The 19041-nt window shown below is 61.7% G+C and carries 16 protein-coding genes and 4 tRNA genes; 10 read left to right on the top strand and 10 right to left on the bottom strand.

All coding sequences use genetic code 11. The features are described from left to right. Positions 1 to 37: 37 nt before the first annotated feature. From H4V96_RS07585 to rnr, 4 genes are all read right to left on the bottom strand, one after another. Positions 38 to 736 (bottom strand): YceH family protein, encoded by a 699-nt coding sequence (locus H4V96_RS07585; RefSeq protein WP_010396869.1) that lies wholly within the window; start codon positions 734 to 736, stop codon positions 38 to 40. A 10-nt stretch (positions 737 to 746) separates the two neighbouring features. Next, entirely contained in the window at positions 747 to 1496 is a 750-nt protein-coding gene (gene cysE, locus H4V96_RS07580; RefSeq protein ID WP_010396867.1) for a serine O-acetyltransferase, read from the bottom strand. A 229-nt stretch (positions 1497 to 1725) separates the two neighbouring features. Next, positions 1726 to 2469, bottom strand: coding sequence for a 23S rRNA (guanosine(2251)-2'-O)-methyltransferase RlmB (rlmB, locus tag H4V96_RS07575; RefSeq protein ID WP_010396865.1), 744 nt, complete (start codon positions 2467 to 2469; stop codon positions 1726 to 1728). Positions 2470 to 2484: 15 nt separating this feature from the next. Beyond that, complete coding sequence (rnr, locus tag H4V96_RS07570) at positions 2485 to 5049, bottom strand: ribonuclease R (protein WP_196857107.1); 2565 nt, start codon at positions 5047 to 5049, stop codon at positions 2485 to 2487. 417 nt (positions 5050 to 5466) lie between these two features. Here rnr and H4V96_RS07565 point away from each other — a divergent pair. Next, a tRNA-Leu gene (locus tag H4V96_RS07565) sits at positions 5467 to 5551 on the top strand. Between the two features lie 30 nt (positions 5552 to 5581). On the opposite strand, the gene H4V96_RS07560 is transcribed toward H4V96_RS07565, so the two are convergent. Next, a complete protein-coding gene (locus tag H4V96_RS07560) occupies positions 5582 to 5734 on the bottom strand; it encodes a hypothetical protein (RefSeq protein WP_196857106.1) in 153 nt (50 codons plus the stop codon). 141 nt (positions 5735 to 5875) lie between these two features. Here H4V96_RS07560 and H4V96_RS07555 point away from each other — a divergent pair. The 3 genes from H4V96_RS07555 (at position 5876) to H4V96_RS07545 (ending at position 6293) form a co-directional block, all read left to right on the top strand. Beyond that, positions 5876 to 5960, top strand: a tRNA-Leu gene (locus H4V96_RS07555). A 73-nt stretch (positions 5961 to 6033) separates the two neighbouring features. Further along, a tRNA-Leu gene (locus H4V96_RS07550) sits at positions 6034 to 6118 on the top strand. A 90-nt stretch (positions 6119 to 6208) separates the two neighbouring features. Continuing rightward, positions 6209 to 6293, top strand: a tRNA-Leu gene (locus H4V96_RS07545). 106 nt (positions 6294 to 6399) lie between these two features. Here H4V96_RS07545 and H4V96_RS07540 read toward each other — a convergent pair. Beyond that, the gene (locus H4V96_RS07540; protein ID WP_196857033.1) at positions 6400 to 7251 is read right to left on the bottom strand and encodes an SDR family oxidoreductase; all 852 of its coding nucleotides are present in this window, start codon (positions 7249 to 7251) and stop codon (positions 6400 to 6402) included. A 128-nt stretch (positions 7252 to 7379) separates the two neighbouring features. Here H4V96_RS07540 and H4V96_RS07535 point away from each other — a divergent pair, with 128 nt between their 5' ends. The 4 genes from H4V96_RS07535 to phaP all read left to right on the top strand — a co-directional run bounded on the left by H4V96_RS07535 (position 7380) and on the right by phaP (position 11111). Then, a complete protein-coding gene (locus H4V96_RS07535; protein WP_010396855.1) occupies positions 7380 to 7793 on the top strand; it encodes a helix-turn-helix domain-containing protein in 414 nt (137 codons plus the stop codon). Positions 7794 to 7903: 110 nt separating this feature from the next. Further along, entirely contained in the window at positions 7904 to 10162 is a 2259-nt protein-coding gene (locus tag H4V96_RS07530) for an ATP-binding protein (protein WP_280720829.1), read from the top strand. Between the two features lie 47 nt (positions 10163 to 10209). After that, entirely contained in the window at positions 10210 to 10404 is a 195-nt protein-coding gene (locus tag H4V96_RS07525; protein WP_196857031.1) for a hypothetical protein, read from the top strand. 107 nt (positions 10405 to 10511) lie between these two features. Then, positions 10512 to 11111, top strand: coding sequence for a TIGR01841 family phasin (gene phaP / locus H4V96_RS07520; protein WP_010396847.1), 600 nt, complete (start codon positions 10512 to 10514; stop codon positions 11109 to 11111). A gap of 55 nt (positions 11112 to 11166) precedes the next feature. On the opposite strand, the gene H4V96_RS07515 is transcribed toward phaP, so the two are convergent. Next, the gene (locus tag H4V96_RS07515) at positions 11167 to 11796 is read right to left on the bottom strand and encodes a metalloregulator ArsR/SmtB family transcription factor (protein WP_010396846.1); all 630 of its coding nucleotides are present in this window, start codon (positions 11794 to 11796) and stop codon (positions 11167 to 11169) included. Continuing rightward, positions 11793 to 13010 (bottom strand): MFS transporter, encoded by a 1218-nt coding sequence (locus H4V96_RS07510; RefSeq protein ID WP_010396845.1) that lies wholly within the window; start codon positions 13008 to 13010, stop codon positions 11793 to 11795. The genes H4V96_RS07515 and H4V96_RS07510 overlap by 4 nt, the downstream gene beginning before the upstream one ends. 308 nt (positions 13011 to 13318) lie before the next feature. On the opposite strand from H4V96_RS07510, the gene H4V96_RS07505 reads away from it, so the two are divergent. After that, positions 13319 to 14971 (top strand): VRR-NUC domain-containing protein, encoded by a 1653-nt coding sequence (locus H4V96_RS07505; RefSeq protein ID WP_196857029.1) that lies wholly within the window; start codon positions 13319 to 13321, stop codon positions 14969 to 14971. Beyond that, entirely contained in the window at positions 14968 to 17232 is a 2265-nt protein-coding gene (locus H4V96_RS07500) for an ATP-dependent DNA helicase (RefSeq protein WP_196857028.1), read from the top strand. The genes H4V96_RS07505 and H4V96_RS07500 overlap by 4 nt, the downstream gene beginning before the upstream one ends. On the opposite strand, the gene H4V96_RS07495 is transcribed toward H4V96_RS07500, so the two are convergent. After that, positions 17221 to 17964: a LytTR family DNA-binding domain-containing protein gene (locus H4V96_RS07495; protein ID WP_334686070.1), complete on the bottom strand. Its 744-nt coding sequence runs from the start codon at positions 17962 to 17964 to the stop codon at positions 17221 to 17223. The two genes, H4V96_RS07500 and H4V96_RS07495, sit on opposite strands and share 12 nt — an antisense overlap. Further along, a complete protein-coding gene (locus tag H4V96_RS07490; protein WP_010396841.1) occupies positions 17961 to 19037 on the bottom strand; it encodes a histidine kinase in 1077 nt (358 codons plus the stop codon). Before H4V96_RS07490 ends, H4V96_RS07495 begins: the two co-directional genes overlap by 4 nt. Between the last annotated feature and the right edge of the window lie 4 nt (positions 19038 to 19041).

Below are 19041 nucleotides of genomic sequence, written 5' to 3'. Positions count from 1 at the left end.
TGACAGGGAGCGGCTAAAAGCCAGGCGTGAAGGACTGCTATTCGAATTGCTTGCGGAAGGCCTCGAACTGCGCTGCCAGGCCATCGAAGTCGCTGCGCAATTGCAGCACTTCCTGTTCCAGCTGGGCGACCCGGCTGCCCTGCTGCGGCGCGCTGACGGCACCGGCAAAACCGGCCGCCGTCTCGATCTGCGCCAGCGCCTCTTCGCCGCCCAGCAAGTGGCCATAGCGCGGCTCCTTGGCGCCGGGAGCGACCGCCAGCCTGGCCACCAGCGGCGGATATTTGTCAATCAAAAATTGCAGGCCGGACTCCACTTCCGCCACCGACTTGAACTCATGCACGCGGCCACTGCGGCTGCGAATCTCGCCCGCCGTTTGCAAACCACGCAGCATCAATATCGTCAGGATGGCCAGCTTGTCCTGTTCCAGCGACCACTTGATGCGCATGCGGTGTTCATACTTGGCGACCCGTGCACCTGCCTGCGTGATGCCGTTGACGAATTTACGCTGCATCAAGCGCTGCAGCACGTCGTACACGGTTTCCTCGGACAAGACCATGACGGGGTCGCGGCTGGACAGCTGGTTGCAGCCGTTCGTCAGGGCATTCAGGGACAGCGGGTAGCTGTCCGGCGTCAGCGCTTCCTTTTCAGCCAGCACGGCCAGCACGCGGATCTCGAAGGGGTCGAGCAAATTCGGATTGTCACTACTCTTTTCTGCTGCATTTGCGTCTGTAGTCATGCCTGTTTCCTTAATCAACCAGCTTGTTCATTTGCTCGGAATCGAATTTATCACAATCGGGCACGCCCTGGCAGCAGATGCCCGCCGCCTTCAGCGTGGCGACGATGGTTTCGATGCGCTGCTCCTGTGCCACGGCATGCGTGATCAATCCTTGCAGCGCTTTCGACAGGGGATCGTCGCCGTTGGGCGTCACGCCATACGCGGCAAACAGGTGCGCCGTGCTGCCCTCGCGCAAGGCACTGACATCCTTTTGTACAATGTGCGCCGGGTTGCCAACAGCCGTGGCGCCGGACGGCACGGCTTTCAGCAGCACGGCGTTCGAGCCCACCTTGGCATACTCGCCTACGGTGAAGCTGCCCAGCACCTGGGCGCCGGCGCCCACGATGACGCCACGCTGCAGGGTCGGATGGCGCTTGGCGCCGCTGTGCAGCGAGGTGCCGCCCAGGGTCACGCCCTGGTAAATGGTGCAGTCGTCGCCGACGACGGCCGTCTCGCCGATCACCACGCCGAAGCCATGGTCGATGAAGACGCGCCGGCCGATGACAGCGCCCGGGTGGATTTCAATACCCGTGATGATGCGCGCGATGTAGGAAATGAAGCGCCCCACCCACTTCATGTGGCGCGTCCAGCACCAGTTTGCCCAGCCATGCATGACGATGGCGTGCAAGCCCGGATAACAGGTCATCACCTCCCAGCCATTGCGGGCGGCGGGGTCACGTTCTATGATGCTGTTGATATCTTCGCGCAGGTGGTGGAACATAAGACGGATTTCTGAATAGATAAGAGACAAGACGCAAATGGTAGCGTATTCGGCGGTGCGCTGCCGGGGAGGCAGATAAACAAGCGCCGCCTCAAGGGCGGCGGCTGATCAAATGCACTCAACCCAACGGCGAAAGTGCCGGGGTCGTACCCTGAGGGTACGACCCCAGGATTTGCTTTTGGGGTAAAAATAGCTCAAGCAAATGGCACGCTGAAGACTTGGCCGCTTGTTATGGCTCCAGCGCAATACGCTGGCGGCGCGCTTCATACAAGCACACACCGGAGGCCACCGACACGTTCAGGCTCTCGACGGAGCCGAACATCGGGATGCTGACGAGGATGTCGCAGGTGTCGCGCGTCAAACGGCGCATGCCTTCGCCTTCGGAACCCATGACCAGCGCGGTCGGGCCCGTGAAATCGGCTTCGTACAGGCCTTTTTCGCCATCGTCCGAGGTACCGATCAGCCAGATGCCGCGGTCCTTGAGTTCACGCATGGTACGCGCCAGGTTCGTCACGGTGATGTACGGGACGGTTTCGGCGGCGCCACTGGCGACCTTGGCGGCCGTGGTATTCAAGCCCACGGCGCGGTCCTTCGGCACGATGACGGCATGTGCGCCGACGCCGTCGGCCACGCGCAGGCAGGCGCCCAGGTTGTGCGGGTCGGTAATGCCGTCGAGTATCAACAGCAGTGGCGGGCCGTCGATGGCGTCCAGCAGCTCATCGAGATTGCGCGCCAGCGACAGCTGCGACGCAAAGGCGATTACGCCCTGGTGACGGCGCGTGCCGACAATCTTGTCCAGACGCGAGGAGTCAACCGGCATGACGCGCACGTTGGCAGCCTTGGCGGCAGCAATCATGTCTTTCATGCGGCCGTCGACGCGGCTGGCATCGACAAAAATTTCTTCCACGGACGACGCTTCGTGACGCAGGCGCGAGGTGACGGCATGGAAGCCGAAAATCATTTTATTCTTCATGTGTTATCGCTTCTTTTATCGCTTGCTTTTGCTTGTTTTTGATACAGTTTTTGCTGCACGTGGTGCCGCTGCGGCGGGGGCCGCAACAGGTTTTTTGCTACGCTTGGGCGCCGCTGCCTTGGGGGCTGCCGCTTTCGGCGCCGCCTTGGCTTGCGCCTTGGCAGCAGGCTTGGCTGGCGCCCGGGCGCCATTGGCACGGCCGCCGGAGCCATTGCCGGCCTTGCCGCCGTTGTTGACGACGGCCTTGATCTCGTGGCGCTGTTCGGTCACTGGACCTGGCTTGTGCATCGATTTCTTCTCGCCCTTGCGCTTGCCGCCACCGCTCGCTTTGGCTGGCGCTTCTTCGCCCGCCAGTTCCGCATCGGTCACCAGACGCAGGTCGATCTTGCGTGTCTCCAGATCGACACGCGCCACTTGTACCGTCAAGCGGTCCGTCAGCTGGAAGCGCTTGCCCGTGCGTTCGCCGCGCAATTCATGGCGCGCATCGTCGTACTGGAAGTAGTCGGTGCCCAGCTCGGTGACGTGCACCAAGCCTTCGACAAACAGGGTGTCGAGCTGCACGAACACGCCAAAGGTGGTCACGCCCGTGATGGTGCCCGTGAATTCCTCGCCCAGCTTGTCTTGCATGAAGTAGCATTTCAGCCACGCTTCCACGTCGCGCGACGCTTCGTCGGCACGGCGCTCGTTGGCGGAGCAATGCACACCGAGCGCGTCCCATATGGTCAGATCGGTCTTCTTCGGCTTGCCGTCGGCCTTGTCCTTGGCCTGCTGCTTGCGCGTGGCGTTCGAGACGTTGGTGTTCAACACGACCTTATCGGACAGCTTGGGCTCGTATTTCTTGCCTTGCAAAATAGCCTTGATGGCGCGGTGCGTGAGCAAGTCGGGATAGCGACGGATCGGGCTGGTGAAGTGGGCGTAAGCCTCATAGGCCAGGCCAAAGTGGCCGATATTGTCCGGACTATAGACGGCTTGCTGCATCGAACGCAGCAGCATCGTTTGCAACAGGGCCGCGTCGGGGCGCAGCTTGATCTGCTGCATCAGCGTCTGGTAATCCGATGCCGATGGCGTGTCGCCACCCGTCAAGTTCAAGCCTACCTGTTTCAGGAAAGTGCGCACTTGCGTGAGCTTTTCCTTGGTCGGGCTGGCGTGGATGCGGTAAGTGCCAGGATGCTTGTTGCGCAGCAACAAATCAGCGGCACAGACGTTCGCTGCCAGCATGCACTCTTCGATAATCTTGTGCGCTTCATTGCGCGTGCGGGGGATGATCTTTTCGATCTTGCCGGCACTATTGCAGACGATGTACGTTTCCGTCGTCTCGAAATCGATGGCGCCGCGCTGCGTGCGTGCTTTCAGTAAGGCGCGATACACAGTTTCCAGGTTTTGCAGCTGCGGCAGGATGTCGGCGCGGCGTGCCGCTTCGGGTCCCTTGGTATTGCCCAGCACGGCAGCGACTTCATCATACGTGAGGCGCGCGGCAGAATGGATCACGGCCGGGTAGAACTGGTAGGCCTTCAATTCGCCCTTGTCGCTGACGACGGCGTCGCAGACGAGGGTCAGACGGTCGACGGCCGGGTTCAGCGAGCACAAGCCATTCGACAGCTTTTCCGGCAGCATCGGGATCACGCGGCGCGGGAAGTAGACGGACGTGCTGCGTTCGAGCGCGTCGACGTCGAGCGCGTCGTTCGGCTTCACGTAATGGCTGACATCGGCAATGGCCACGATCAGGCGGAAGCAGTTGGCGCGGCCGATCTTGACGGGTTCGCAATACACGGCATCGTCGAAATCGCGCGCATCTTCGCCATCGATGGTCACCAATGGCACGTCGCGCAGGTCGACACGCTCTTTCAAGTCGGCGGCACGCACTTCGAACGGCAGTTTTTCCGCCTGTTTCAAGGCAGTGGCGGAAAAGATGTGTGGCACGTTGAATTTGCGCACGGCAATTTCAATTTCCATGCCGGGATCGTCGAGTGCACCGAGCACTTCAACGATCTTGCCGACCGGCTGCTTGAAGCGCATCGGCTGTTCGGTCAACTCGACGCTGACAATCTGGCCGGCCTTCGCCTTGCCCACCGAGCCGGTCACCAGGATGTCCTGGCCGATGCGCTGGTCTTCCGGCGCCACGACCCAGGTGCCGTTTTCCTGGATCAAACGACCGATCACGTGGGTATTGGCGCGGTAAGTGACTTCCACGATCGTGCCTTCCGGGCGACCGCGACGGTCCGTGCCGACGATGCGGGCCATGACCTTATCGCCATGCAAGACTTTCTGCATTTCTTTTTCAGGCAAGAACAGGTCGGCGCTGGCGTCGTCGGGAATGACGAAACCGAAGCCATCGCGGTGGCTGGTGACGCGACCGGCGACAAGCGCACTCTGGTCGGCCAGGCAGAATACGCCGCTGGCATCAGACTTCAGCTGGCCGTCACGCTCCATCGCCTTCAGGCGACGGACCAGGACATCCATGGAATCGGCATGCACTTGCAGCGTTTTCCCCAGAGACTGCGGGTCGAGAGGCGCGTTGACGCTGCGGAATATGCCGAGAATGTCCTCCCGGCTGGGGATGGTGTGGGTATTTTGGCTCAAAAGTATTTCTATAGTTGTTATTGACAGTGATCAAACGGAATACAAAGACCGATGACATCACCGTCAATATTGACACGGTGATGTCCGGTAGTGTACCGGACGACGCCTTGGTTTGCCTAACGGACAGCGTAGCGGAAACCGAACAAGTGCCCCGCCAATGAAAAAAAGGGGGAAAAGTGCGCAATGCATTTGACTTCGGCAAATATTGCTCTATAATCTAGCCCTCTTGCAGCAAAACGCCTTTATCGGCGTGGCGTCACAAGAGAAGCGGTACAGGGTTGATGTGCAGTATGGAGCGAAAGCTCATCTGGCGCAAAACTCTTCAAGTCGCTATGATAGCAGAATTGTTGCTAAGTTATTTGGCAACAATGACGCCAGAAGCAAAGTAGTAAAGTAGTGAGTTACAGCAGCATCAGTGCCCACGTGGCGGAATTGGTAGACGCGCATGGTTCAGGTCCATGTGCCTTCGGGTGTAGGGGTTCGAGTCCCTTCGTGGGCACCATTACCTAATTCGCAAAAAAGCCGCAGACTTTCACGAGTTTGCGGCTTTTTTCATTTCTGTGCCGCAAATCACCGCCTGCCGCTCATACTGCGGCAGGTCGGCAGCCGCGCCCGCTCCCGCTCCCCAAGGAAGGAATCTGACGAAAAAGCGCTGAAAAAAGAGGCACATCTTGCCTTTTTTCATAGGGAACAGCCGTTTTCAGGCGAAAAGATATGTTTCTTGAAGAAAAGTGCAAAATGTTGATTGACCGAATGCGCGCCAGCCCTTATGATTTTGTCCTCGCTGCAGAACACGCGGCGATAAAGAGTAGCAAGCAGTAACATTGCCCACGTGGCGGAATTGGTAGACGCGCATGGTTCAGGTCCATGTGCCTTCGGGTGTAGGGGTTCGAGTCCCTTCGTGGGCACCACCAGCAACGCGTTGTTGAGCGTTGTGATCCGCAGTAAAAAGTGATAAAGTAGTAAAGCAGTCAGCAGCATAATGCCCACGTGGCGGAATTGGTAGACGCGCATGGTTCAGGTCCATGTGCCTTCGGGTGTAGGGGTTCGAGTCCCTTCGTGGGCACCACCAGCAACGAGATGTTGTCGTTGTAGTCCGCAGTACAGTAGTGAGACAGCAGCAGATAGTAATAAGCAATAAGCATTAAGCAGCATCAGTGCCCACGTGGCGGAATTGGTAGACGCGCATGGTTCAGGTCCATGTGCCTTCGGGTGTAGGGGTTCGAGTCCCTTCGTGGGCACCATTACCTAATTCGCAAAAAAGCCGCAAACTTTCACGAGTTTGCGGCTTTTTTCATTCCAGAATGCCACGCGGCCACCCTCTCCTGCGGCCGCGCCCCTGCATTTCCCTTACTTCGCCAGCGCCGCCTTGACGGCGTCAAGCAGGCTAGTCGTCGGACGACCAATCAGCGCGCTCAATTGCTGCCCATTGTCTTCCAGAGCCCCATCGGCTGCGCCCGCATCGGAATCGGCCAGCAACTGCGCAAAACCTTCCGGCACGCCCACGCCAAGCAAGGCTAGCTTGAAGTCGGCCTGCGCCATATCCTTGTAGACAATCGCCTTGCCCGACTGACGCGCCACTTCAGCGGCGTACTCGGCCAGGTTAAAGCCCTGGTCGCCGGCCAGTTCATAAATGGCTTGCGGCTCTGGCGCCGTCAACACGGCAGCGGCGGCGGCGGCGTAGTCGGCGCGCGCGGCCGACGAGAAACGCCCGCCTTGCGCTGCACCCAATACCACGCCATGTTCAAGCACGGGCGCCAGGTGCTCCGTGTGATTTTCCAGATACCAGCCGTTGCGCAGGAAAGCGTAAGGCAGGCCGGAGGCGCGGATAGCCGCTTCCGTGATGACGTGTTCGGCGGCCAGGCCCAGCGGTGACGTGTCGGCGCGCAAGACGCTGGTGTAGGCGAGCAGAGACACGCCTGCCCGCTTGGCCGCGTCGACGACATTCTGGTGCTGCGGCGCGCGCTGGCCCACTTCGCTCGACGAAATGAGCAGGATTTTTGTCGCGCCCTTGAAAGCCGCGTCGAGGCTGGCAGCATCGTTGTAATCGGCCTGGCGCACTTGCACGCCCAGTGCGGCCAGGTTGGCGGCCTTGGCCGGGTTGCGCACGGCGGCGATGATGTGCTCTGCAGGTACGCACGTGAGCAGGCTGGCGATGACGTGCTGGCCCAGATTACCTGTGGCACCGGTGATGACGATCATGATTTTTCCTTGGAGAGTGGATGACAAGACCCTATAATAGGACTATTACTTACTTATTGTAAGTACGTACCTTTTGGTAAGTATTAATTTACACGCCCACCACACTCCCATCTTGAAGGCCAACTAGCATGTCCACAGACACTCCAGGGGCCAGCCTGCGCGCCGCCCTCACCGAGCAAAACCAGGGCGCGCAACTGCTCGCAGCGGCCTGTCCGTCGCGCGTCGTGCTCAGCCACCTGACCAGCCGCTGGGCCGTGCTAGTGCTGGTATTGCTACTAAGCGGCACGCGGCGCTTCAGCGAACTGCGCCGCGAAGTGGGCGGGGTCAGCGAAAAAATGCTGGCGCAAACTCTGGAAGCGCTGGCAGGCGACGGCTTCGTGCTGCGCCAGGCATATCTGGTGATACCGCCCAAGGTAGAATACAGCCTCACGCCGCTGGGACGCGAGGCGGCCGAACGGCTGGCCGTGCTGGTCGACTGGATCGAGGATAATTACGCGCGTATCGAACAGGCGCGCACCGAACTGGCATCACAGAAGGCGTAACATCGTCTGCCATTGCCTTGCTTTGGCTTACCAGGAATTGTCGTTTACTCCGACTTGCCTTGATGTAATACTAACCTCACACCTCACGATACGCGTAAGGGCGCGCCACCATGACTCAGTTGATTTCTTCCATCGCCGATCGGGCCAAGGTGCTACTGGTCAGCAATTCACCTGACGATGTGCGCGAACTGCTGTATGTGCTGGACCGACATAACCTGGGCACGGGACTGGCGGGTGATGTCGACGAAGGCGTGCAACTGGCGGCCGGCGGTACCGACTTGATCTTGCTCGACGCGGCGCTGGCCGGCACGAATATCGGCGCCACCTGCCTGCGCCTGCGCAATGCGGGCGGAAGCCACGGCGTGCCCCTGCTGCTGATGTCGGCCACCCCCAGCGCCGAGGAACAGGGCCGCAGCGTGGGCGCCGGCGCCAGCGATTACATCAAAATGCCCTTCAATGCGCGCGACGTGGCGGAAAAAATCCTCATGGAACTGGCATTGCACAAGGCCGAGGTGCAGGCCGCGCGCCTTTCCGTTACCACTGCAACGGCTGCAACACCGGCGCGGCCGCGGCATCCGCAAACGCTGGAAGTCAATTACCATGCCATCCTGGCTGGCTCACCCGACGCCGTGCTGCTGTTCGATATCGACAACCGCCTGCTGATCGACGCCAACCACCTGACCGAAGAATTGTTCGGCATGCCGCTGGCCGAACTGCTGCAAGGCGGCATCGAGCCGCTGTTCCCCAGGCATCAGGACGACGGCCGCGCCTCGCCGCAATTGCTGGAAGAGAAGATCGGCGATACCTTGCAAGGCAAGATCGTCGTTTTCCGCGCCATCTGCTGCCACCGCGACAGCCACCTGATCGCCTGCGAAATCCGTTTGATGCGCTTGTCCGTGCCAGGGCGCCAGCTGGTCCATGCGCGCGTCATCGACTTAACCGAACGCAACTTCGCCGAAGCGATGCGCGCGGGCCAGAGCGCCTTGCTGGAAATGGTCGCCAAGGGCGCACCCCTGAACCCCACCCTGAACCAGCTGCTGCTGATCGAAAGCCAGTCGCGTGGCGTGCTCTGTTCCATCATGCTGCTCGACGATGATGGCATCCACATGCACAGCGCGACCGGTCCCAGCCTGCCGCCCGAGTACCTGGCCCAGCTCGAAGGCGTGGCCATCGGACCCGGCGTGGGCTCCTGCGGCACGGCCATGTTCCGGCACGAACCGGTGGTCGTGAGCGATATCATGCACGATCCGCTGTGGGCACCTTACCGCGATCTGGCGGCACCGTTCGGCTTGCGTGCCTGCTGGTCGCGCCCCATCTTCGGCCAGGATGGCGCCGTGCTCGGCTCTTTCGCCATGTACTACCGCGAAGTGCGCAAGCCCGATGCGCACGAGCTGCAGCTGATCGATACGGCCACCGACCTGGCAGGCATCGCCATCGGGCGCATGCGCCACGAACGCGAACTGCAGCGCCACCGCGCCCACCTCGAAGAGCTGGTAGACGAACGCACGGCAGCCTTGACGCAGGCCAAGGAGCACTCCGAGCAGACGAACCGGGAATTGGCCGCAGCGCTGGAAAACCTGTCCATCACGCAAGAAGAACTGGTGCGCCGCGACAAGCTGGCCGCACTGGGCGCGCTGGTCGCTGGCATTGCGCACGAACTCAATACGCCGATCGGCAACGGCCTGGTGGTGGCCACCACCATGGCCGAGCGCACGCGCGATATCCAGGCCAGCTTCCAGGACGGACTGCGCCGCTCCGAACTCGGTGCCTACCTGAGCCAAGCGAGTGAAGCGGACGCCATCATGCTGCGCAACTTGCAGCGCGCCGCTGACCTGGTCTCGAGCTTCAAGCTGATCGCCGTTGACCACGCCAGCTCGCCACGGCGGCGCTTTCCGCTACGCCAGTTCATCGCCGAACTGATGCTGCCCATGTCCACGCTGCTCAAGGCCGCCGGCCTGAGCCTGACGCAAAACGTACCAGACGGCCTGGTCATGGACAGCTATCCCGATCCGCTGGGTCAGGTACTAAGCAACCTGCTGGAAAACTGCCTGCGCCATGGCTTCGAGGGGCGCAGCGGCGGCAATATCAGCATCACCGCGTGCGCCAGCGATGACGGGCAGATGATCACCGTGTCCATCGCCGACACGGGCGTGGGCATCGCCGCCGACGATCTGGCGCGCATTTACGACCCCTTTTTCACGACCAAGCTCGGGTCCGGCGGCTCGGGCCTGGGCCTGCATGTGGCGCACAATATCGTCACGGGCGTGCTGGGTGGCAATATCGGCGCCAGCAGCAGCACCGGTGCCGACAGCGGCACCACCTTCACCCTGCAGTTACCGGCCGCAGCGCCGCAATCGCCGGCTGCCTGAATCGCTGGCGCGCTACAATATCGGCAGACTTTTCTTTCGGAGCACTGATGAAATACCTGATCGCCGCAGTCCTGCTGGCCGCCTGCGCGTACGCCTCGGCCGCGCCGGCACCCTGGTACCAATGGCGCAGCAAGATCGACGGCACCCTGTCATGCGCCCAGTCCACCCTGGGATTTGGCTGGGAACTGGCCTCGGGACCGTACAAAGATAGCCGTTGCGAAAAACCGGCGCTTGTTAAATAATGGGGCCATGACCACACGGGGCACCGGCTTGAGAGCAAGCAATGGCAATGCGGCATCGAAAGAGTATGGAACGATAAGAACGTATCTATTCAAACCGAGGAGACCACATGTTTACAAATCCCGAACAATTCGCATCGGCCACCAAGGCCCTGTTTGAATTCCAGCTGATGACCTTCAACAGCCTCACCTCCAAGGCCGTGCAAGGCGTGGAGCAGGTACTGGCGCTGAACATGGCTACCGCCAAGTCCGGCATCGAAGATGGCCTTGCCGCCAGCAAGGAAATCAGTCAGGCCAAGGATCCAAAGGCTGCCATGGCGGCCGCCGCTGCCCAACTGCAACCGGGTGTTGCCGGTGCAAAAGCGTATAAACAGCAACTCGACGACATCATCAAGGAAATCCACACGGAATTCACCACGGCCGCAGAAGCCCACGTGGCCGAAGCAAAAAGCAATTTGAGCGCCCTGATTTATGACGTCACGAAAAACGTGCCGCCGGGCTCGGAAAACGCCGTGGCCATCGTCAAGGCTGCCATCGACAACGCCTTCCTCGGTTACGAACAAGTAACCAAGGCCACGAAACAGGCCGTGAAGACGGTGGAAGATCAAATTGCCAAGGCTAGCGCGCAAGTGGCGCAGGCCACGGCCGGCGCACAAGCTGCGCCTGAAAAGGCGGCGCCCGCTGCCAAGCCGAAGGCTGCCAAGAAGTAAGTTGACTCCATGTGGGGTCAGACCCGCCGGGTCTGACCCCAGCCTTTGCTTGGCTTCACCTCACCGGCACGATCCGGTACACGCAGCGCCGCCCGCCCTGCAGCAGATATTGACTGCGTTCCACCATGCAATCGTCCCCCAACACCCGCTGAAAGATGGCCAGCTCCGAGCGGCAGAAATTCTGGCATGCGGTGGCCGCTGCGCAAATCGGGCAATGGTTTTCCACCAACAAGACACTGCCATCGTCCTGCGCCTCGGCATGGGCCATGTAACCCTCGTCATCGCGCGTCCGCGCCAGGATCTCCACTCTTTGCGCCAGCGCAAGGCGCAAGTCGATCAGCGTGCTGTAGGCGGCGACACTGCTGCGTTCGCGCGCGTCGATCAATTTATCCAGGCCCTCGTCACCGAACAGGTTTTTCACTTGCCCGATCAATTCCAGGGTCAGGTCGGCATGCCGGTCCGGATAGCGCGCGTGGCCCTCGCGCGTCAACGCCCAGCGCCGCGCCGGGCGCCCCACCTTGTCAGCCACGTCCTCGAAAGCCACCAGGCCCTTCTGCTGCGCCGCTTCGAGCTGGCGCCGCGCGCCCATGGAGGTGATGCCGAGCAAGAGCGCCAGTTGCTGCGCCGTCTGCGGCCCGCGCAGCTTCAACAGCGACAAGCTCTGCCCGGACGTACTGGCGCTCATGCGACCGCCTTGGCGTCGGCGGCGCCATCGAGCTGGCGGCGCCAGGCCGCCATGCGCCAGGCAGCCCAGGCGGCGGACATGGCGCCTGCGGCGAGGATCAGCCGCGTGTCGATCAGCGTCAGCACCGAGCCGCTCAGGGCCACGACGATATTGGCAATGCAAAAGGTGGTGGACAGCAAGCCCATCACGGCGCCCTGCCCGTGCACGCTGAAGCGTTCGGCGCACCAGCCCTGGATGACCGTGTTGTACAGCGCATTGGGAATGCCGAATAGCACGATGGCGGCGAGGCCCACCCATATATCACCCAGCGCCAGCACGCCGATGGCCAGCGCCACGCCACTCGCATACCAGCTGGCGCGCAGCAGCGGCGCATGGCGGCTGGGACCGCCCGCCAGCAGCGAGGTGATCGTCATCGTGCCGCACAGGCCTACATTCACCCAGGCAATCTCCTGCGCATGGTAACTGGCCGTCTCGACTAGCCACAGCGGATAAAACTCGTAAAAACTGGCCACGCCGCAGGTCAGCGCAAGTTGCACGATGAACAAGGTGCGCAACTCGGCATGGCGCAGCAAATTGAGCACATGACGGTCGCGCGCCACCTGCCACCACGAGGTCGTCAATAGCGAAGGCGTTTCGCGCGGCAAACCGGCGGCCACCAGCACGGCGACGAGCATCAGGGCGGTGGCGGCGATCCAGAATGGCACCGTGACGCCCCAATGCAGGGTCGCACCCGCCAGGATCGGGCCCACCAGCCAACCAAGGTAAAACGCGCCATTGAGCCAGGACATGGCGCGCAAGCGCAGCGGCCCCGTCAACTGGTCGGCCAGCATGGCGCGCGCCACGGCGCCGTTTCCTTCCAGCAAACCCGTGATGAAACGGGCCACCAGGAACAGCGGATAGGACTGGATCACCAGTGCCCATGCCGTGATGGCGTGGCCAATGGCGGCGCCCACGGCCGTGCGCATCAGCAAGGGACGGCGACCATAGCGGTCCGACAGCGGCCCCAGCACGGCCGAGCCGATCAGCAGGCCCAGCGGATTGATGGTCAGCGCCAAGCCGAACAGCAGTTTCGACGGCAAACCCAGGAAATGATTGAAGGCATTCGGCGCCTCGGCGGCGAACAAGGGCGGCAAGATCGGGTATGGCAGGGAGGCGCCGATGGTCGATAGCAGCGCCAGCATACAGGCGGCGCAAATGAGAATGATGTTTTTCATGCGGCCTCGGCGGATTGTCTCTGGCAAGCCTACGTGGCCACGCCATATAAGTAAACTTAAATGTTTATTAATTATACCCGTCATTGCTTTGCTGCCTTGCATGCCATCGCCTCGGCTATCATTGCCCGAGCAATCACAAGCTCAAGCGCTGTTTTGCCTGCCGTACAGGTGGCTGGACATGAAATCGCTGGGCAAGCGGCGGCGGAAGGTTTAAACTGTATATAAACACAGTAAAAATCATCCGCTTGCAACTTGCCCTGTTGCACCACCGCCCTATTGCCCTGTTGCCCTGTTACCCTATCGCCCCCATGCTGAGAGTCCTGGAAAATCCCTTGTACTATCTGGATAATTTCCAGGAAGTCTTACACTGGATCGGCGCGCGTTACGCCGATCTGCTGAGCACTGAAGAAATACAGTTCATCGCCGCATTCGGCGCACTGCCGCAGCCCTCGCGCGCCCTGTTCGTGCGCCTGGTCATGCGCAAAGGCTGTCTATTTCGCGCCAGCAAACTCAATTACCCGGAAATCGGCGACACGCGCGCGGCCGCCCTGCCCTTGCTCGCCTTGGCATGGGTGGAGGCCGACCCTGTCATTGCGCTCGATGCGGTATTCGACTTGCTGCTGAAAGCAGAAGTCGCCGAAGCCTTCAGCCTTGCAGCCCCCCTGAAGACGGCGCGCAAGGCCGAGCAACTCGACGCCTTGCGCGAACAACATGCTGAAGCTAAGCCGTTTTCCGCCTGGTATCCGGCCTCGGGCGACGTACTGTACCGCATCGGTCTGCAACCGCTGTGCGACCGCCTGCGCCTGATCTATTTTGGCAACTATCGCCAGGACTGGTCGCAATTCGTGCTGTCCGACCTCGGGGTGTACCAATATGAAAAAGTGGAATTCTCGCCGCAGTCGCGCGGTTTTCGCACGCGCCAGGATATCGAGCACTATGAAGTGCTGTACCAGTGCCGCGAACGCTACAACGACGACGTGCCGGCAGAAGAAGTGCTGCAGCAACTGGCGGCGCTGCCATTATCGCCGGACAATACCTGGCTAGCCAGCCGGCGCGACAAGCTGCGCTTCCAGATCGCCCAGCATCTGGAAAAATGCCAGGACTGGCCAGCCGCCTACCGCGCCTACGCCGATTGCCGCTATCCGGGCGCGCGCGGCCGCGCCATCCGCGTGCTGGAAAAAGATGAGCAGGCGCAAGCGGCCTACGAACGCCTGACGCTGGCCCTGGCCGCGCCGGAAAGCGAAGGAGAACAGCAATTGCTGCTACGCATGGCGCCACGCTTGCGGCGCAAGCTGGGCCACGCAAAACAGGCAGCCAACGTTGCCGCCGCCGTGGACCGCATCGATCTGCGGCTGCCGCATCCAGGCGCAGCGAGCTACGTCGAAGGCGTGGTGCAGCAGCACCTGATGCAGGACGACGCGCCCGTGTACTACGTGGAAAACACCCTGATCAACTCGCTGTTCGGCCTGCTGTGCTGGCCGGCCATCTTCAAGGCCATACCGGGCGCCTTTTTCCACCCGTTTCACCGGGGCCCGGCCGACTTGCACAGCGCCGATTTCCATGCGCGCCGCAGCCGGGACTTTGCCGCCTGCCTGGCGCAACTGGACGACGGCCGTTACCACGCCGCCATCCGCGCCACCTTGGCCAGCAAGCACGGCATCGTTTCGCCCTTCGTCAGCTGGCAAGCGCTGGACAAGGACTTGCTGGACCTGGCGCTGGCCTGCATCCCGGCGGCCCACCTGAAGAAGGCGTTTGAGCGCATCTTGCTCGATATTAAAAACAACCGCAGCGGCTTGCCCGATTTAATCCAGTTCTGGCCGGCCGAGCAGCGCTACCGCATGATCGAAGTCAAGGGTCCGGGTGACCGCCTGCAAGACAACCAGCTGCGCTGGATAGCGTACTGCGCCGAACACGCCATGCCCGTCAGCGTGTGCTACCTGCAATGGGAGGGCGCGCCATGAGCTACACGATCGCCGTGCGCGCCCTGTGTGAATTCACCGCCAAGGTGGGCGACCTGGACTTGCGTTTCACGCCCGCCCCCACGGCGCAGGAAGGCATGGCCGGCCACGCCACCGTGACTAGCCGGCGCGACGACGATTACCAGCGGGAAATCAGCCTTTGCGGCGACTTCGGCCCCCTGCATGTGCGCGGGCGCGCCGATGGCTACGACCCGGCGCGGCGCCAGCTGGAAGAGATCAAGACCTACCGGGGCGAGCTCGACGCCATGCCCGCCAACCACCGCCAGCTGCACTGGGCGCAGGCGCGCATCTACGGCCATTTGCTGTGCAAGCAACTGAAACTGCCCATGCTGCGCGTGGCGCTCGTGTATTTCAACATCGTCAGCCAGAAGGAAAGCGTCATGCACGAGGAATGCACGGCCGAGGCGCTGCGCATTTTCTTCGAGCAGCATTGCACCCTCTTCCTGGACTGGGCCGAGCAGGAAATGGCGCACCGGGCCAGCCGCGATGCGCAGCTCGCCAGCATGGTCTTTCCGCACGCCGACTTCCGTCCGGGCCAGCGCCAGCTGGCAGAGGCCATGTACAAGGCCAGCAGCCGTGGTTGCGGCTTGCTGGCGCAAGCGCCGACGGGTATCGGCAAGACGGTGGGCAGCCTGTTCCCCATGTTGAAAGCCACGGCCGCGCACGGCCTCGACAAGCTGTTTTTCCTGGCCGCCAAGGTGCCGGGGCGGCAAATGGCGCTCGACGCCTGCGCCATCCTCAAGGAGAGCGCGCCGCTACTGCCCCTGCGGGTGCTGGAACTGAGCGCCAAGAACAGCGCCTGCGAGCATCCTGACAAGGCTTGCCACGGCGAATCGTGTCCGCTGGCGCAGGGGTTTTACGACCGCTTGCCGCTGGCGCGCGAAGTCGCGCTGGCCAGCGGCTTGATCCTCGACAAGCAAGCGGTGCGCGCCATCGCCTTGCAACAGGGTGTTTGCCCCTACTACCTGGGCATGGAGCTGGCACGCTGGAGCGATGTCGTCATCGGCGACTACAATTACTATTTCGACCTCAGCGCCATGCTGTACGGCATGACCCTGGCGCACGACTGGAAGGTCAATGTGCTGGTTGACGAAGCGCACAATATGGTGTCGCGCGCGCGCAGCATGTATACGGCCGAGCTGGAGCAGGTCAAGCTGAAGCTGTTGCGCAAGGTCGCGCCTGTCGCCTTGAAGAAACCGCTGGACCGCCTCTCGCGCCAGTGGACGACCTTGCTCAAGGAACAAGATGGCGACTACCACGTGCATGCGGACTTGCCGGAAAAATTCTTTGGCGCCCTGCAAGGTGTGGCGACGGCCATCGGCGACTACCAGGCCGAACACGCGGCAGCGCTGGATGAGGATGTGCAGCGCTTTTATTTTGACGTGTTGCTGATCAACCGCCTGGCGGAGAGCTTTGGCGCACATTCGCTGTTCGATGTCAGCAAGACAAATACGGGATCGACTGCTGGCTCCACCGTCTGCATTCGCAACATCGTCCCGGCGCCCTTCCTCAAGGAACGTTTCGCGGCCAGCCACAGCACGGCCCTGTTTTCCGCCACCCTGAGCCCGTGGAATTACTATAGCGACACCCTGGGCATGCCCGCCGACACGGCCTGGGTCGACGTGGAATCGCCTTTCCAGGCGGAACAGCTATCCGTGCGCGTGGCTGACACTATTTCCACGCGTTACCAGCACCGCGCCGCTTCGCTACTGCCCATCGTGCAACTGATGGCGCGCCAGTACGCCGAAACGCCGGGCAACTACCTGGCCTTCTTCAGCAGTTTTGATTACATGGAAAAGACCGCCAGCCTGTTTGTACAGCAGCACGCCGACGTGCCCATCTGGCAGCAGCCGCGCCGCATGGACGATAATGCCCGCGCGCAATTCCTGGGCCGCTTTGGCCTGGACACGCGCGGCATCGGCTTTGCCGTGCTGGGCGGAGCCTTCGGCGAAGGCATCGACTTGCCGGGCGCGCGCCTGATCGGCGCCTTCATCGCCACCCTCGGTTTGCCACAGATCAATCCCGTCAACGAGCAGATCCGCCAGCGCATGGGCGACATCTTCGGCGCCGGCTACGACTACACGTATTTGTATCCGGGCATGCAAAAAGTAGTGCAAGCGGCTGGCAGAGTCATCCGCACGCAGTCGGACAAGGGCGTCGTCTATCTGATCGACGACCGTTTTTCCCGACCCGAAATCCGTCAATTGCTGCCGACCTGGTGGGACGTGCGGCTAGCCGACTAATGCCTTGAGTTTTTGATACCCGGCCTTGCTCACGGGAATGCGCGTGTCATCGCGCAAGATGGCTACGTGACTATCCTTGCTGCTCGCCTCGATGCGGCCTATGCCATCGATATTGAGCAGATACGACCTGTGCACGCGCACGAACCTGGCGGGATCGAGCTGGATTTCGAGCTGCGCCAGCGTCTGACTTTTCAGGTAAGACTTGCCCTCGGAACGGATGCTGATGTAATCGTCCTGCGCCTCGATATAGTCGATGCGGGCGCTGGCGATCACATGGACCTTGGCACCGTCGCGTATCAGCACGCGGGCCAAAGGGGCGGCGCGCGTGGCCGCCTCACGCGCCAGCGTCAACACGGTCTCGGGCATGCTGCAGTTGCTGCGCGCATGGGCCAGCGCCTGCTCGAAGCGCTGTTCGCTGAACGGTTTGAGCAGGTAGTCCAAGGCGTGGTATTCGAACGCCCTTAATGCATACTGGTCGTACGCCGTAACAAAGATCAGCTTGGTCTTCGCGCCGATCAGCTGCGCCACTTCAAAGCCATCGAGGCGCGGCATCTGGATGTCGAGAAACACCAGTTCCGGTGCCAGCTCCGCGATGGCCTTGACGGCTTCGAAGCCGTTGGCGCATTCGGCCACGATGTCGATATCGTCATGGCGCGCCAGGTATTCGCGCAACACGCTGCGCGCCAGCGCTTCGTCATCGACGATGGCCACCCGCATTCTTGCCTGCATCATGCTTCCTCCGTGTCGCCGGTCTGCGCCGGCATCGATAGCGTCACTTCAAACGTCGCGTTGCGCCGTATCCAGTGCACGCCCGCTTCATGCCCATAGGTGCTGGCCAGGCGCTGGCGCACATTGTCCAGCCCCACGCCCTTGCCGTGGGCCGGTCCTTGATCCACATCCACCGGATTGCGCACGGCAATGTGCAGCAAGCTGCCCGCGCGCTGCACCGCGATCTCGATCAGGCCGCCCTGCGTCAAGCCGCAGATACCATGCTTGACAGCATTTTCCACCAGCGGCTGTATCAGCATGGGCGGCAGCAGGCAGGCCAGCGCGCCGTCATCAATGACGAGCGCCACTTGCAGGCGCGCGCCGAAACGCACTTGCTCGATGGCCAGGAAATGGCGGATCAGCACCAGTTCCTGCTCCACCGCAATGTGCTTGTGCGCTTCCAGGCTCAGGCTCTGGCGAAAGAAACTGGCCAGTTGCAGCGTCATCTGGCGCGCCCCCGCTGCATCGATCGATGTCAAGGCGCTGATGGAGTTCAGGCTGTTGAACAGGAAATGCGGATCGATCTGCGTACGCAGCATGCGCAGTTGCGCTTCCTGCGCCATCAGCTGCGCTTCCAGGCCCCGCTGCTCTGCCATCCTGGCGCGCACAAATTGCAGCAACAAATAATGCACGGCGACAGCGAGGCAATACAGCAGCACGCCCAGGCCGAAAAACAAAGCCAGCAGCGATTGCGTCAGGTTCACGCCCAGCCAGCGCAGCTGCAGCAACAGGCTGGCGCTATTCATAAATTGCAGCAGGGTAGCCCACAGCAAGCCCGCGAACAGGGCCGCCACGCCCATCACGCCGGCAATGGCGAGCGGATGGCGCGCATGCAAGGGATAGGCGCGGCACAGGTAAAATGCGGAAAAACCCGAGCCGATCGCATACACGAGCGTAGCCGGCACCACCAGCACGATTGCATTGAGCCGGGGCGCCTGGGCTACCCTGGCCAGCACGCACGCCAGTGCCAGCCCCAGCGCCAGGCAGAGCACCACCACGGCCGCGCCGCCGTGCCACTTCGACAAGGGCCCGGACATGCGC

It is taken from the genome of Janthinobacterium sp. CG_23.4 (genome assembly GCF_029892305.1).
Taxonomy (GTDB): Bacteria; Pseudomonadota; Gammaproteobacteria; order Burkholderiales; family Burkholderiaceae_D; genus Janthinobacterium; species Janthinobacterium lividum_D.
Note: the sequence above shows the minus strand (reverse complement) of the source record. Positions and strands in the feature narration are given on the sequence as shown.

Excerpts from the sequence above, each read along its gene's own strand:
- H4V96_RS07585 (WP_010396869.1), bottom strand. The coding sequence starts at position 736 with ATGACTACAGACGCAAATGCAGCAGAAAAGAGTAGTGACAATCCGAAT.
- H4V96_RS07505 (WP_196857029.1), top strand. The coding sequence starts at position 13,319 with ATGCTGAGAGTCCTGGAAAATCCCTTGTACTATCTGGATAATTTCCAG.
- cysE (WP_010396867.1), bottom strand. The coding sequence starts at position 1,496 with ATGTTCCACCACCTGCGCGAAGATATCAACAGCATCATAGAACGTGAC.
- H4V96_RS07510 (WP_010396845.1), bottom strand. The coding sequence starts at position 13,010 with ATGAAAAACATCATTCTCATTTGCGCCGCCTGTATGCTGGCGCTGCTA.
- H4V96_RS07515 (WP_010396846.1), bottom strand. The coding sequence starts at position 11,796 with ATGAGCGCCAGTACGTCCGGGCAGAGCTTGTCGCTGTTGAAGCTGCGC.
- H4V96_RS07540 (WP_196857033.1), bottom strand. The coding sequence starts at position 7,251 with ATGATCGTCATCACCGGTGCCACAGGTAATCTGGGCCAGCACGTCATC.
- rlmB (WP_010396865.1), bottom strand. The coding sequence starts at position 2,469 with ATGAAGAATAAAATGATTTTCGGCTTCCATGCCGTCACCTCGCGCCTG.
- H4V96_RS07525 (WP_196857031.1), top strand. The coding sequence starts at position 10,210 with ATGAAATACCTGATCGCCGCAGTCCTGCTGGCCGCCTGCGCGTACGCC.
- phaP (WP_010396847.1), top strand. The coding sequence starts at position 10,512 with ATGTTTACAAATCCCGAACAATTCGCATCGGCCACCAAGGCCCTGTTT.
- H4V96_RS07495 (WP_334686070.1), bottom strand. The coding sequence starts at position 17,964 with ATGATGCAGGCAAGAATGCGGGTGGCCATCGTCGATGACGAAGCGCTG.
- H4V96_RS07535 (WP_010396855.1), top strand. The coding sequence starts at position 7,380 with ATGTCCACAGACACTCCAGGGGCCAGCCTGCGCGCCGCCCTCACCGAG.
- H4V96_RS07560 (WP_196857106.1), bottom strand. The coding sequence starts at position 5,734 with ATGAAAAAAGGCAAGATGTGCCTCTTTTTTCAGCGCTTTTTCGTCAGA.
- H4V96_RS07490 (WP_010396841.1), bottom strand. The coding sequence starts at position 19,037 with ATGTCCGGGCCCTTGTCGAAGTGGCACGGCGGCGCGGCCGTGGTGGTG.
- H4V96_RS07530 (WP_280720829.1), top strand. The coding sequence starts at position 7,904 with ATGACTCAGTTGATTTCTTCCATCGCCGATCGGGCCAAGGTGCTACTG.
- H4V96_RS07500 (WP_196857028.1), top strand. The coding sequence starts at position 14,968 with ATGAGCTACACGATCGCCGTGCGCGCCCTGTGTGAATTCACCGCCAAG.